This window comes from Hymenobacter sp. UYCo722 (genome assembly GCF_040547115.1).
GTDB lineage: Bacteria > Bacteroidota > Bacteroidia > Cytophagales > Hymenobacteraceae > Hymenobacter.
The window spans coordinates 83,629-98,513 of record NZ_JBEPPC010000004.1; the positions used below are offsets into that span (position 1 = coordinate 83,629).

Sequence of the window (14,885 nt, forward strand, 5' to 3'; positions counted from 1 at the left end):
TCCCCACGTTTTTCTTATGAGAGCTCTCTTACGATTTGTTACACTGCTGCTGGCTTGGCAGGCGTTATTTTGGCCAGGATTTGTGATGGCCCAAACCCCCGCGCTGGAGTTTGCCGCTGGTACGGGCACCCCGGCCGGCAATGGTCCCACGGTAGCCCCCCAGACCATTTCCTTCCAAAACAACACGGATAACCCAACCGGCAACACCTTTGCTGCAACTAGTTATCCGTTCAAGGTAACTTTTACCCTTGGCAACCAAAAGTATACATTAAGTACTGCTAACCAAGTGGCTACGGGCCAAGCAGTGAACTTTGGTACTACGCCGAATCAGGCGGCTACCAGCACTCAGTTGGTGCCATTCCCGTTGTTTCCAACAATGGACAATCTTATTGCGCATGCGGACAACGTGTTTACCTCGGCTTTTCCGGGAAATACTCCGGGTACTGGCATCACCACGTCAGTTAACAGGGGCATTTCTTATTTTGCTTCCATTGAAGCATTGCCCTTCAACGCTCCCAAAAATGTGCGGTATCAGTATGCGGACCTAACGATATCGTTTCCCGACCGTAATGCAGTAAACCCGGTTATTCAAGTTAATGACCTCGGTGGTGTAAGTTCCACAGGTTTGGGCTTCACAACTGAACTGGAACTGCTCAGCCCTCCTGCGGGCGTAACCCTTTCCAAACTTAGCGGTGAGGCGCAGTTCGTAGTAGATACTAACCCAGTCGTCGGGGTTCCTCAAATTCGGAACGGTAACTCGGACCCCGCTGTTGCCGGCGGTCTCGTCAGCGGCTCGGTGTTGGTAAATACTCCTGTTGGTGGTGTGTCAGACCTGACATTCCGTATCTACATGCGTGCTAATCCGGCCAGTGCGGCCAACTGGCACGGCAATCCCAGTACCAACCATTCGGGCGAATTGACTTACATCGGCGTTTCGCAGCTTGCACCAACCGACCTGTCCACGACTCTTTCTGGCCCCACCACGGCGCTGGCTGGACAGACAATAACTTACACTGCTACCACAACCAACGCTGGCGCTAGCGCTGCTGGCACGCAGACCACGCTTACTCTTCCGAGCAAGCCTGCTATGGTTACCACTACGGGCAGCTACAACGCGACAACGGGTGTAATCACGTTTACCAACGGTACGGTTGCTCCCGGTGCCACGGTAACGAACACCGTCAGCTTTGTGGCCCTGGGTGCCTCCGTTACCGGGCAGGCGGCCAGCACCACAACCTCGACCGATGCCAATCCCAGCAACAACGACGGTTCGGCAGCCAATGCCAACATAACGACTACACTGACGCCTACCGGCGCAGCTGGTACCCCAGCCCCCTGCGCCACGGCGGGCAAGGACGGTGCGGCTACTCCGCTTTCCACTAACCCGAACGCTTATTACCCTAGCACAGCGGCCCAATCGCCAGCTGTGAACGCAACGACTATTACCGTAGGGCCGGCTCGCGGTGCGGCAACCAGCATTGCTCCCGGTGACTTGCTCCTCATAATTCAAATGCAGGGCGCGGACATTAACTCAGCCAATACCGATAGTTACGGCGACGGCGTAGCTGGCGGTGCGGCCAATGGCAGCAGCGCAATCACGGCGGGCACTTACGAGTATGTGACGGTAGCTGCTGCCAGCGCTACGGTAACGGCCGCCGCTGGTGGCACTATTACCCTAGCTACCGGCCTCAAGAACAGCTACGCAAACACGGTGGCTACTGCCACTAAAGGCCAGCGTACATTCCAAGTAATCCGGGTGCCGCAGTATACTAACGTTACCCTGGGAGCCAACATCACACCTAGTGCCTGGAACGGGGCCACTGGTGGTATCGTAGCCATTGATGTGGACGGCCAGCTCAACTTGGCCGGCTTTACGATTGATGCTTCGGGCATGGGATTCCGCGGCGGCGCGGGCCGGCAGCTTCGCGGCGATAACTCGGGCACTACTTCGGGCACCGACTACCGCTCGTCGGTCGGCCTGAACACCGGCGGTACCAAGGGCGAAGGTATTGTTGGTACCCCCCGTTATATCAACGACCCGGCTTATGCTGCGGCTAATGGTGTATTTCTCGATACCCGCACGGCTACTGCCGGCTATCCTACCCTGCTCCCTGCTGCGCGGGCTGATGGCTATCCGAGCGGCGACAACGGCCGGGGCGCACCTGGCAATGCTGGTGGTGGTGGCACGGATGCCAATCCAGTTGCTAACGACGAGAACACGGGCGGCGGCGGCGGTGCTAACGGTGGCGACGGCGGCCGCGGTGGCAACTCTTGGAACAGCAACAGCCCCGTAGGGGGCGAGCCTGGCGCGGCATTCCCAGTGCCTAGCAGCAGCCGGCTGGTTTTAGGCGGCGGCGGCGGTGCCGGAGCTACTAATGATGGCACGGGTACTCCTGCTGCCGGTTTTGCCAGCAGTGGCGCGGCCGGCGGGGGCATGGTATTGGTGCGCACGGGTACGCTGACTGGCACAGGCAACATCCTGGCCAATGGGGCTAATGCTAATAACACGGTAGCCAATGATGGCAGCGGTGGCGGCGGCTCCGGCGGCTCCATCCTCGTGACGGTTACTAACAGCCAATCCGCTACCCTGACCCTGACTGCCAACGGCGGCACGGGCGGCACCAACTCCGGGGGCGGTGTATCGCACGGCCCCGGCGGCGGCGGCGGCGGCGGTATTATTCTGACGAACAGCACGGCCACAGCAACCGCAATGGCCAACGGCGGTGCCAATGGAACAACTAACCCGAATCCCGGTCCTGCTGCCTATGGCTCGACGCCTGGCCAGGTTGGCATCGCTAACCCAGCCATCAGCAACAGCATTGCCAACAGTACGGCCGGAGCTAGTTGCATCGCCGACGTAGCCACTACTATCACTGGTCCGGTCAATGCTAACGCGGGCTCCACGGCTACGCTAAATGTAACGTATAGCAACATCGGTTCGCAAACCGCCAACGGCGTTACGCAGACCGTCACCTTGCCAGCTGGCCTTACCGGCGTAACGGCCACAGGAGGCACCATCAGCGGCAGCGTGCTGACTGGCTACACCATCACCTACTCGAACCCCACCTTGGCAGCGGGGGCCTCGAACGCCTACGTCATCACATACACGGTCCCGGCCAGCGGCACGGTAACGGCTACTTCCAACACTTCGACCACGACTTCGGAAGGCGGCCTGACGGCCAACAACACGTCTTCGGTAACAACGACGGTGGGCCTTGTGGCCGATGTAACGACCACCCTAGCTGGCCCCACGGTTCTCAATGCCGGGCAGCCTTCGGGCACCTACACGGTGGCCTTCACCAACAACGGTCCCTCGACGGCTTCGGTCGTGACGCAGCAGGTAACACTGCCAACCGGCGTAACCAACGTGATAGTGCCTAGCGGCGCTACCTACACCCCGGCCACTCGGGTCATCGACTTCGGGGCGGCAGCCACGCTGACCAGCGGTGCGACCAACCAGTTCAACTTCAGCTTCACGGCTCCCACCACAACGGGGGCAGTTACCATCGCCAGCGCGGTGGGAACCGCTACCAACCAGGGTGCCAACACTGCGAACGACAATGCCAGCTTAGTGGCAACGGTGAACACCACGGCCAATGTGGCCACGACCATTTCTGCCGGTGCTGCTTCAGTACTAGCCGGCCAGACGGGCACGTTCAACGTAACGTTCTCGAACAGCGGCCCGCAAACGGCAGCCGGAGTGGTAGCTGCCGTGCAGCTACCCGCCGGCCTTACCAACGTGGTGGCCACCAACGGGGGTGTTTACAACAGCACCACAGGCGTGGTGAGCTATTCTACTTTGACCTCGCAAGCCAGTGGTGCCAGCACGGCATCTGCCATTACCTTCACGGTGCCGGCTACCGGTCCGGTAACTGCTACCGCTACTACCAGCACCACGACCAACGAAGCCGGCCAGACGGCCAACAACGTGGCCAGCGCTTCCATTGGCGTTACGCCAACCTACGACGTAACGACGACTATCAGCGGCCCAACCACGACGGCCGTTGGGGTACAGACCACCTTCAGCGTATCGACCGCTAACAATGGTCCTTCGGTAGCGCCGAGCGTGGTGCAGACGGTGACCGGCCTGCCCACTAACCTGTCGAACGTATACGTGTCGAACGGTGGTACTTATAATGCCGCTATCGGTACCGTAACATTCCCCGCTCTGGCTACGCTGGCCAACGGTGCCCGCGCCGATAACACCATCAGCTTCACGCCTACTACCACTACGGGGTTCACGGCGACGGCAACGGTTGCGGCGAATATCAACAATACCGGCGACTCGAACACGGCCAACAACACGGCTGCTGCTCCGGCTACGACCGTGAACGCGGCTCCGGCCCCCGCCACGAACGCCAACCTGTACACCACCATTACAAACCCTAGCGCTAACGTAGCCCCTGGGGCAACCACAACGTTTACCGTGACTTCGGGTAACAGCGGAGCCGGCACGGCTACCACCGTGGCTCAATTCGTAACCCTGCCCGCCGGCCTGTCCGGTGTGGTGGTGAAAGATGGTGCCGGCACGGTTATTCCGGGTGCTTACAACGCGACGACCGGCCTGGTGACTTTCCCAACAGTAGCCTCCTTGGGCAGCAGCGCCAGCAAGGTGTACACTATTGATATCACGGCTCCCGCTTCGGGTGTGATTGCCGCAGTCGCCACTATTTCGGCGGCTACTGCCGACTTGATGCCATCCAACAACATTGCTACGGCGGATGTGACCGTAACGCCGGTAACCGATGTAGCCGTGCTCCTGACTGGCCCCAACACGGTTGCTGCTGGTAGCCTAGCTACCTACACCGTCACCACGACCAACAATGGACCCGTAACGGCTACCGGCGTCGTAACGGCTGTGTCGATTCCGGCCGGCCTGAGTGGCGTAACGGTATCGGGCGGCGGTACTTATAACGCCACGACCGGCGCAGTTAGCTTCCCGGCTACGGCCAGCCTGCTCAACGGCAACAGCGTGTCGAACACGATTACGTACACGATGCCCAACCTTGCCACGTTTGCAAACGTGGCTTCGGTAACCTCCACCACTGCCGACAACCTGCTGGCCAACAACACGGCCACTGTGACGACGGCAACCGAGCCCCTGGTTGATGCTACCGTAACGCTCAGCGGCCCCGCTACCATCGTGCAGGGCAACCAGGTCGACTACGTTGTATCGGCCACCAACAACGGCTCGGCTCCGGCCTCGAACGTGGCCATCCGTGTGCAGCTTCCCGTGGGCCTGACTGGTGTTGTAGGTACGAACGGCTCGTATAACAGTACGACTGGAGTTTTCACCTTTGCCACGATTGCCAGCCAGCTGGCTGGTACCGATGGCACCGTTAGCTACGTCGTCCGCTTCACCGCCCCGGCTACCCTCACCAGCCTGAATGCTTCTGCTTCTGTGAGTACGGCTTCGGAAGAAACCAGCTATACCAACAACGTCTCCACGATTGCAACGACGGCCACGCCGGCTACTACCGGCACCACCGACCTGCGGATTTTGTTGACGCCCAGCACGACCACGCCCGTAGCCGGCCAGCCCCTCACCCTCACGGTGAGCACGACCAACCTGAACAATGCCAGTACCACGGTAGCCGCGACCAACGTTATCCAGCGCGTAACGCTCGAGCCCGGCCTGCCGATTGCCTCCGTTACCATCACCAATGGCGGTACTTACGACGCGGTAACGGGCGTGGTAACCTTCCCAGCCGTGGCCTCCATTGCTATCGGTGCCTCGGTAGCCAACACCATCGTCCTCACGACCCCGGGCATGACCCCGTACACCGTGCGTGGCCTGGTAACGGGTGACCAGACGGATGCGGTTCCCGGTAACAATAACACCTTCGCTGACTTGGTGGTAACCCAGCGCGCCGACGTGACAACCGCCTTGAGCGGCCCAGCCACGGCCCAGCCCGGCGACCTGGTTACCTACTCGGTGGTAACCCTGAACAATGGCCCGTCGGTAGCCACCAGTGTAGTGCAGACCGTAACCCTGCCGGCTGGTGCCACCAACGTGGTGGTTTCAGGCGGCGGCATATACAACGCGGGCACTGGGGTGGTTACCTTCCCCACCATCTCCAGCCAGGTTGCCGGAGCCAATGGCCAGGTGGTGAACACCATCTCGTTCAACAACCCCGCCACGTTCACTACCTCGTACAACGTGGTGGCCAACGTGACGACCACCAGTACGGAAACCAACACGGCTAACAATGCCGCCACGTTCACCACGACCAAAGGCAACCGCGCGCCGGTGGCCAATGCCGTCACCAACGTGCTGCAAGGCCCCGAGGGCAACACGGCCGGCCCGCTGCTCATCTCCTCGCTGAGCGGCACGGATGCTGATGGTAACAACACCATCGCCTCCTACACCATCACCACTATTCCTGATGTTGCGAAACAAGGCACGCTGAGCCTGAACGGCACAGCCGTAACGGTTAACCAGGTAATTGCAGTAGCTGACATTGCCAATCTGAAATTCGACCCTCTGGGCACTTTCACGGGCAACGCCTTCTTTACCTACACGGTGCTGGACAATGCGGGTGCCGTTTCGGCTCCGGCTGTTTACACCATCCCGGTTGGGCAGGATATCAGTTCAGCTTACACTAATACCCCGGTGAAAGGCGGTACCACGGCAAATGGCTTCACGAAATATGCCGCCAACGATGTTATTGCTTTTGTGAGCGACGCTAATACTGCCCAGTACAACAGCACCGGCCAGCTCTACAACGCTACTACCGGGGCACTGGCCTCGGGGGCATTCAATGGCTTGACCAGTGCCACTACCGACGCGGTCGGCACTGCGCTGCTCGCCAGCCAGGGCCTAGTGTTGAACGCTGTTACCGGCCTGATTACGGTAGGTGACCCGACAAAACTGAAAGCCGGCACCTACACGGTTGAAGTCACCACTGTCGATGTTAACGGTGGCACCAACATCGTACCCGTTACCTACACCATCGGTGCACGTCCGCTGCCGGTTGAACTGACGGCCTTCACTGCCACGGCTAAAAACCTTGACGCCCAACTGGCCTGGAACACGGCTTCGGAGAAGAACAGCGACCACTTCAACGTGGAGCGCAGCCTCAACGGCACCGATTTTGTGAAGATTGACGAAGTGAAGGGTCAGGGCACGAGCACCAGCGCCACCGACTACGCCCGCACCGACGTGGGCATCGGGGCCAAGGCCGACGGCCTGGTGTACTACCGCCTGAAGCAGGTCGACACCGATGGCACCAGCAGCTACTCGCCCGTGCGCACCGTGCGCTTCGGCAAAGTGGTGCCCGCCATCGCGTTGTTCCCCAACCCGGCCACTACCGCCACCAACCTCGACCTGACGGCGCTGCCCGCCGGTTCGTACCAAGTGAGCGTGCTGGACGCTACGGGCCGCGTGGTACTCTTCACCACCCTGGATGCCGGCCTGACCCACGCCCTGCAGCTGAACACCATCGCCAGCGGCAGCTACGTGCTGCTGGTGCGCGGTGCCAACGGCGGCCAGGTAGTGAACCTGACCAAGCGCCTCATCAAGGAATAGTCTCCCGGCTTTCCGCGCTAGCTGAAAAGGCCTTTCCCACTCGGGGAAGGCCTTTTTTTGTGGGTATAAACTGGGCGGCGCGCAACCCCGGCCTGGGTTGGCCGGTTAGTCAAGCGATGCGTTACCCTTTTTCGCCTGAATATGGATTTTGACTATGATGTATTGGTAATCGGGGCGGGCAGCGCCGGATTGTCGGCGGCCCTCACGCTGGGGCGCTGCCTGCGCCGGGTGCTGGTGGCCGACGGTGGGCCGCCCCGCAATGCCGCTTCGCCGGCCGTGCACGGCTTCCTCACCCGCGACGGCATTCGGCCCGCCGAACTGCTGCGCCTGGGCCACGAGCAGCTGAAGCCCTACGAAACCGTGACAACCGAATGCCTCCACATCGACGAGCTGACGTGCGTGGGCAAGGGCTTCCGGGCCACCGGCCACGGCACCGCCGACGATGCACCCACCACCATTACGGCCCGCCGCGTGCTGCTGGCCACCGGCGTGAGCGACATTCTGCCGCCGCTGCCGGGCTTTCGGGAGCTGTGGGGGCGGGGTGTGCTGCACTGCCCATACTGCCACGGCTGGGAAGTGCGCGACCAGCCCCTGGCCGTGTATGGGCAGGGCCGCACCGTAACCGGCCTGGCGCTGCTGGTGAGCCGCTGGAGCCGCGACGTGATTGTGGTAACCGACGGCCCGGGCCACCTCACGCCCAACGCCCGTCGCCGCCTGCGCCGCGAGAAAATCGGCGTTCGGGAGGAGCCTTTGGTGCGGCTAATTGGCTCGAAAACGGGCGACCTGCGCTGCTTGCAGTTTGCCGATGGCAGCGAGCTGGAGCGGGCGGCCCTGTTTCTGCACGCGCCGCAGCATCAGCGCACTACCCTGGCCACTGATATTGGGGCCCGCCTCACCAGCAAAGGCGCGGTGTGGGTCGACTCGGGTTTACAAACTTCGCTGCCCGGGCTCTACGCCGCCGGCGATACCAAGCCGGGAACGCAGCAGGCCCTGCTGGCCGCTGCCGATGGCAACCGCGCCGCCATCGTCATCAACGAAAGCCTGACGCGGGAGGAGTGCCCGCGGTAGGGGAGTGGGTTGGCGAAGCATAAAAAGAACGTTATGCCTCATCTTGCGACCGCACGGCGAAGCACCTCTACTGCGCAACGCAATCTAATCGACGGGTTTAAATAGTCGTGCAAAAGTAGCCGTAGCAAAAAAGGCGGTCGTGCTGAGCTTGCCGAAGCATCTCTACCGCAGTAGTAATCAATGCTGGCAGCAACGAAGTGGTAGAGATGCTTCGACTGCGCGGACGCAAGATGAAGCATGACGTTCCATTCAATACGCTTACTTATGCGTGACTACTCTATAGTGCATTAGACAAGCTGCAGGTACGCGCTGCATCACGTTCTCTTCACCCTTGACTACTCCAACGCTCCACTACTCCACCATCCCATTACCCTCCCACTTACCGGGCCAGCTGAGCCAATACCTGGATAGCGGTGCGCGCCCGGGTCTTCACCGTGGCCAGCGGAATGCCAAGCTGCTCGGCGGCTTCGGCCTGGGTGCAGCCGCCGAAGTAAAGCAGGTCGATAATCTCGCGCTGGCGGGGCTTGAGCTTGAGGGTGAGCTCGCGCAGGCCAATGTGCTCGGGGTTGAAGGTAGGGGGGGCCGAGGCGCGCTGCGCCCCACTCACCTCCAGGGGGCGGGTATCCTGATGAAAGCGGTGGCGGGGGCTGCGCAACGCGTCGATGGCCCTGTTGCAGCACACCCGAACCATCCAAGTGAAGAGGCGGCCGCGGCCGGCGTCGTAATGGCCGATGCTCAGCCATACTTTCAGCATACCCTCCTGCAGCAGGTCTTCGGCCAGCTCCTGGTCGTGCACCAGCCGATTAATAACGTTGAGCAGACTGCGTGCGTATCGTTCGTGCAACAAGCGCAGGGCTTGTTCATCACGAGCCAGCAGGCGCTCGACGAGCACCGCTTCTTCCGTTGCCGAGAGCAACGTCGTAGTTGAATTCATAGCGGAATAAGGACGGCATGAGCGTGCTGGCGCGATAACCGGGCGACAAGCATACCGAAGGCTGGAAATTGGATAAGCGAACGAAGAATAGTAGCGGAGTAGCGGAATAAGGCGGGTTGAGAGGATGAATGAATAGCAATAAAATATTATTACGACCAGATTTAATTGCAGGTATCAGGCAACTTACGCCCCCCCGTCCCTGTCGGTTTGCCCCGGGTCTACAATTTCTGGTTGAGGCCCACCACCACCCCGGCACCCGACGAGGACCGGCGGGCTTCGCTATTTTGCCGTAGAGAGACTTTCCCAAACCCCTTCATACTATGCCCCATACTGTTGTTGCCCTGCACTACTGGGCCGGTGCCGGCCACGAGTTCGACATGCTGCGCCCCTTGTTGGCCGCCGATGTGCAGTTGCTGGCCCCCGACCTGCCCGGCTTCGGCCACACGCCCGCGCCGCTGCATTTCGACTACTCGGTGCGGGCCTATGCCGACTGGGTGGCAGACTATCTGGCCGAGCACCGGGTGAATGACTTTACGCTGCTGGGCCACAGCATGGGCGGCAAAATTGCCCTGCTGCTGGCCGCCCGCCGGCCCGCCGGGCTGCGCCGGCTGGTGCTGCTCTCGCCCTCGCCGCCCTCCCACGAGCCCATGAGCGACGAGGACCGCGCTGCCGCCCTCGCCGCCTACGGCCAGCCGGAAGCGGCCGAAAAAACCTGCCGCAAAATCACGTTCCATCCTTTGCCGCCCGCCAGGCACGCCACGGTAGTAGCCGACAACCTGCGCACCCGCCGCCCCGCCTGGGACCATTGGCTGGAGCAGGGTACCCGTACCGACATCACGGCCGAACTGGCCACTCTGGCCGGGCCCTGCCACTTGCTGGTAGGTGCCCACGACCACGCCATTGCGCCCGCCGCGCAGCGCCGTCTCACGCTGCCGCACCTGCCCGCCGGCACCGTGTTCACCGAGGTGCCGGCTGCCGGCCATCTGCTGCCGCTGGAAGTGCCGGCAGTGGTGGCGGCGGCGCTAGGGTAAGTGTCATTACCGCGTTGCGCGCCACTTGCAACGCCAGCCCGGCCCTATTCCAGTGCGCGGCCGCGAAAGAGCAGGAAGCCCAGGTGGCCATACACGCTGAAGCGCTCGGCCGGGTCGTCGTAGAAGCGGGCGTGGAGCGCCAGCGGGCCCACCGGCGTCTGGAAAATCAGGCCGGTGCTGGCCGTAATGCGCGGCCGGTCGAAGCCCGAGCGGCGGACGGCCTGCTGCTGGTCGCCCTGCACCAGCGGCTGGCCGTTGATGTGCACGTAGACCTCGGTGCGCCAGTCGAGCTTTTTCAGGAAGGGCTGGGTATAGCGCAGGCCGGCCGCCGCGTAGCGGGCCGAGCGGTAACTGTCCAGAAACAGCGTGCGCGAGTCGGGCAGCGGGGCGAATACCGGCGCGGTCGTCTGCGACGAGCGGTAGTTCGAGAAGGTGCCCTGGCCGCTGGCCATCAGCTCGCCGAAATAGCCCCAGGCCTGACGGTCTTTCTTCATCACGAAATACCGCTCTACCGTGGCCCGGAACTGTACCCACTCGTGGTGCTGCGAGTTGGCATCGAGCACCGACGTCGAGCCGGGCGTGTACGTGGCCGCACCCGTCACGCCGCGTAGCGTGTACACGTAGCGGTGGCCGGAGAAGGCATATTGCTTGCGGTTGAGGGTGTTGCGCGCCAGGCGCAGGGCCGCCGTCGCGCCCCGGAATACGGTGGCATCAAGCACGTCGACCGACCGGAGTTCTTTCGAATTGGTGTACTGGTCCTTAGTAACGAACGTAGCCACGTCGAGCAGCAGGCGGCTGCGGTAGTTAGGGCTCACGCCAAACTGCGCGCCGAGCTTGGTGTCCTGCTGCCGCACCTGGGTATTGAGCACATCGCGGCCGAGCACGCCGCCGGTGCTCTGGTAATCCCACTGGTTGTATGTGACCTCGGGCTCGATATAGTAAGCGTACTTAGCTGGCACGTTGATGCGGAACGAGCCGTGCGCGCCGTTGTAGAAGCGGCCCAGGCTCACGTCGGCCGAGGCCGTGTAGAGCAGGCTGCGCAGGTAGCGGTACTCCACGCCCACGTAGAGGTTGTCGATGGGCCGGTTGCTGAGTACGAAGCCCGCCTCGGCGCTCACGTTGTTGTTGCGCTGGGCATCAACGCTGAACACGTAGCCTTTGCGGGCCGCGTCGTAGCGAATGCGCGGATAGATGTTCTTGAAATAGTCATCCGAAGCCAGGCGGTAGTAGCCTTCCTCGATATCATCGAGCGAATACTCCCGGCCTTTTTTACGGAAGAAGCGGGCGGCGTACTCGTTCTGGTCGGGCCGCAGGCCGCGCACCTTAACGTCGATGAAGCGCGGGGTAGGCGCCAGGGACTGGAAGGCCAGTCGCCGCTTCTGCAAGTCCAGCGAATCGACGCGCCGACCAATGCGGGCCTTGATTTTGGCCATGCTGGCTTGGGCGGCGGTATCGCCCTTGGCGATAAAGGTTTTCACCAGGTCGAAGTCGCCCACGCCCATATTATCGAGGTCGGGCTGAATATAGATGCCGTTTTTGCCCACGCTCAGCGTGTCGGCCACGCTCGTGCCCAAAAAAGCCACGGTGCTAGCCAGCAGCTCGTCGTCGTTTTTGGGGTACTTCTTCATGGCCACGTCGCCCACGTTCACCCCGATAATGATGTCGGGCGCGAAGGTTTTTTTCATGTTCGTGGTCGGGAAGTTGTCGTACACCGCCCCATCATAGTAGTACTTGCCATCGAGGTTGCGAATGGGCCGGAAAGCCAGCGGAAACGACATGGAATTGCGAATGGCATCCGCCAGCGCCCCCGATTTCTGCTCCACTTCCTGCCGCGTAAATACCTCCGAGGCCATGCAGCGGAAGGGTACGAACAGCTTGTTGAAGTCATAGTTGGCGCTGGCTGAAGCCGGAGCCAACAGGCGCGCCAGGGCCAGGTTCAGGTTCAAGTCGTTCACCAGGTTGGTGCTGATGCGGGCCTGAAACGTGGAGTCGATGGCAATGCCCAGGCGCAGGGCCGAGGGCGAGGGCTCGGCCGTGAGGAAATTGAACGTCTTGCTTTCGAGCGGCTTGCCCGAAGTCCAGCTCTGGAACTCGGGACTGAGCACAATCTGCTCAATTTCAGTGGGCGAGTAGCCGGCCGCGTACATGCCGCCAATCACCGCGCCCATGCTCGTGCCCACGATGTAGTCGATGGGAATGTGGTTTTTCTCCAGCTGCTTGAGCACGCCCACATGGGCCAGGCCCTTGGCCCCACCGCCGCTAAGCACCAGGCCCACTTTCTGGGCTGAAGCAGTGAAAACAGAAAGCGCCGTCAGCAACAAAGCCAACGGTAAACGAGTGCAGAAGTGACGCATAGGGGACAAGTAACAACCAGCGCCGGGAACTACGCTGCTGCCGCAGGTACGCCAGCCCGGCCCGTGGGGTTTTTGCGGGCCGGGCCAGAGGCAGTTTTGCCACTGCTATAGTTGGCTAAAAGACTAATAGCTAGTGAAATTACCGAGTTGCGTTCGTTGCGGATTGGATTGCGAAAAGAGTGGAATGCGGGGCTGGCCCCCGCCCGTTATTGAACGACTGCAGCCTGCTCCGCTCAACGGCGGGCGGAGCAAGCCTCGCACGCTGCTGCGCCACAAGTACGAAACCTGAGCGCTCGGGAATGCCCGCCCCGCCCAAGCCTACGCCACCTGATACCCGATGCCGCGCACGGTTTGCAGGAAATCGGGCGGGGCGAAGCGGGCCAGGGCCTTGCGCACATTCATAATGTGCACGTCGATGCAGTTCGAGCCCTCCGAGCCCTTGCCAATGTGCGCCCCCAGCTGCTTGCGGGTAAGGGGCCGGCCCCGGTGCCGCAGCAGGTGGTGCAGCAAATCGAACTGCGAGCGGCTCAACCCCACGGCCTGGGCACCGTGGCGCAGGCGGCGGCCGGCCAAATCCAGCTCAAATCCCGCCCCGAAACTGATGCGCGGCCGGGGCCGGCCAAACCGCTGCCGGGCAATGCTGCGCAGCCGCCGCTCCAGCTCCAGCAGCGTGGTGGAGCGGGCCAGGCAGTCTTCGGCCCCGGCGGCGAAGCCGCGCAGGCGGTCTTCCACCGCGTCGGTGGCCATCAGCATAACAAAGGACGCCGCGTGAAAGCCGCGCCGGTTGGCTTCGTGCAGCAGCGTGAGGCCGTCGCCGTCGGGCAGGGTCTGGGCCAGCAGCACAAATTCGTAGTGCCGCCCGGCCAGCTTGGCGGTGGCGGCGGCCAGGCTGGGGGCAAGGTCGGTGAGGTAGCCGGCGCGCTGCAAAAATCGCTGCATACTGGTGCGGCGGTTTTCTTCGGCTTCAATGATGAGAATGGCCATGGCGTGCTTAGTTGGCAAGAGTCGCCAGCACGCGCACCTGGGCGTGCATGCCGGGCTTGAGCAGGTGGCCGGGATTGGGCAGGGTGCACCGCACTTTCATCACCTTGCTGTCGTGGTCGAGCAGGCGAAAAAGCTGGTCGATGTGACCCCGCAGGGGCTGGTCGGGGTAGCTCAGGGTGGTGATTTCGACTGGCTGCCCCTGGCGCACCCGGGTCAGGTCCGCCTCGAACACGTTGGCCATCACCCACACGCTGTCGAGGTTGGCCACGGTGAAGGCGGCGGGCACGTTGGCGGCGGTGAAACGCAGGCCGGTGGCTAGGTTCTTCTCGATGACGTAGCCCGCCACCGGTGCTTTCAGCTCGTACTGCCCGCCCCGGGCCAGGCCATACACGTCGAGCTGGCGGTGGTTGCGGTTGGCGGTGCCAGTGGCGCGGGCCAGCTCGGCGCGGGCCCGAAACACGTCCTGCCCGGTCCCGAGGCCGCTTTGCAGCAGCTCTTCGGCCACGGCCAGGTTCTTGCGGGCCACGGCCAAGTCGGCGGTGCCAGCGGTGCTTTGGTTTTCCAGCTCGGCAATTTCGCGGCTTTGCAACACGGCCAGCACCTGGCCCTGGCGCACTTCATCGCCCAAATCAACCCCCACGCGCAGCACCTGCCCACCCACCCTTGGGAACACCCGCGCCGTGCGGTTGGCATCGGCCGCGATTTCGCCGCTCAGCAGCAGTTCGGGCGCAGCGGGCTCGGTAGTGGTTGTTTTTGCTTCGGCGATGGCTTGCTGGGGCGCGGGCTCATCCAGGGCATCGGCCTCGGAGGCGGTGCAGGCGGGGAAGGCCAGCAGCCCGAGCATTGTGCCGACAGCGAGGATGCTTGTGCGGCAGGGAAGGCGACGGCGCAGCGTCGCGAGTGGCCAGTTGGGTAGGTTCATGGAGTGCGGCAGTAGTTAAACTGCTGCAAGGCTACCGGCCAGTCATTAGAATACGATTAGAAAG

The 14,885-nt window shown here is 62.2% G+C and carries 7 protein-coding genes; 3 read left to right on the plus strand and 4 right to left on the minus strand.

The genetic code is table 11. From position 1 onward, the window contains the following. The first annotated feature begins 850 nt into the window (after nucleotides 1-850). Nucleotides 851-7,528 carry a T9SS type A sorting domain-containing protein gene (locus ABIB44_RS11955; protein WP_354584898.1) on the plus strand — a complete coding sequence of 2,226 codons (6,678 nt, stop codon included), beginning with the start codon at nucleotides 851-853 and terminating at the stop codon, nucleotides 7,526-7,528. 141 nt (nucleotides 7,529-7,669) lie between these two features. Further along, on the plus strand, nucleotides 7,670-8,596 hold the full coding sequence (locus ABIB44_RS11960; protein WP_354584899.1) for an NAD(P)/FAD-dependent oxidoreductase: 927 nt from the start codon (nucleotides 7,670-7,672) through the stop codon (nucleotides 8,594-8,596). A 379-nt stretch (nucleotides 8,597-8,975) separates the two neighbouring features. Here the strand turns inward: ABIB44_RS11960 and ABIB44_RS11965 are convergent, their stop codons facing one another. Continuing rightward, nucleotides 8,976-9,530 carry an RNA polymerase sigma factor gene (locus ABIB44_RS11965; protein ID WP_354584900.1) on the minus strand — a complete coding sequence of 185 codons (555 nt, stop codon included), beginning with the start codon at nucleotides 9,528-9,530 and terminating at the stop codon, nucleotides 8,976-8,978. Between the two features lie 320 nt (nucleotides 9,531-9,850). Here ABIB44_RS11965 and ABIB44_RS11970 point away from each other — a divergent pair, with 320 nt between their 5' ends. After that, nucleotides 9,851-10,561: an alpha/beta fold hydrolase gene (locus tag ABIB44_RS11970; protein ID WP_354584901.1), complete on the plus strand. Its 711-nt coding sequence runs from the start codon at nucleotides 9,851-9,853 to the stop codon at nucleotides 10,559-10,561. Between the two features lie 44 nt (nucleotides 10,562-10,605). Here the strand turns inward: ABIB44_RS11970 and ABIB44_RS11975 are convergent, their stop codons facing one another. From ABIB44_RS11975 to ABIB44_RS11985, 3 genes are all read right to left on the minus strand, one after another. After that, a complete protein-coding gene (locus tag ABIB44_RS11975; RefSeq protein WP_354584902.1) occupies nucleotides 10,606-12,888 on the minus strand; it encodes a patatin-like phospholipase family protein in 2,283 nt (760 codons plus the stop codon). Between the two features lie 345 nt (nucleotides 12,889-13,233). After that, nucleotides 13,234-13,899, minus strand: coding sequence for a response regulator transcription factor (locus ABIB44_RS11980; RefSeq protein ID WP_354584903.1), 666 nt, complete (start codon nucleotides 13,897-13,899; stop codon nucleotides 13,234-13,236). Nucleotides 13,900-13,906: 7 nt separating this feature from the next. Then, a complete protein-coding gene (locus ABIB44_RS11985; RefSeq protein WP_354584904.1) occupies nucleotides 13,907-14,821 on the minus strand; it encodes an efflux RND transporter periplasmic adaptor subunit in 915 nt (304 codons plus the stop codon). Between the last annotated feature and the right edge of the window lie 64 nt (nucleotides 14,822-14,885).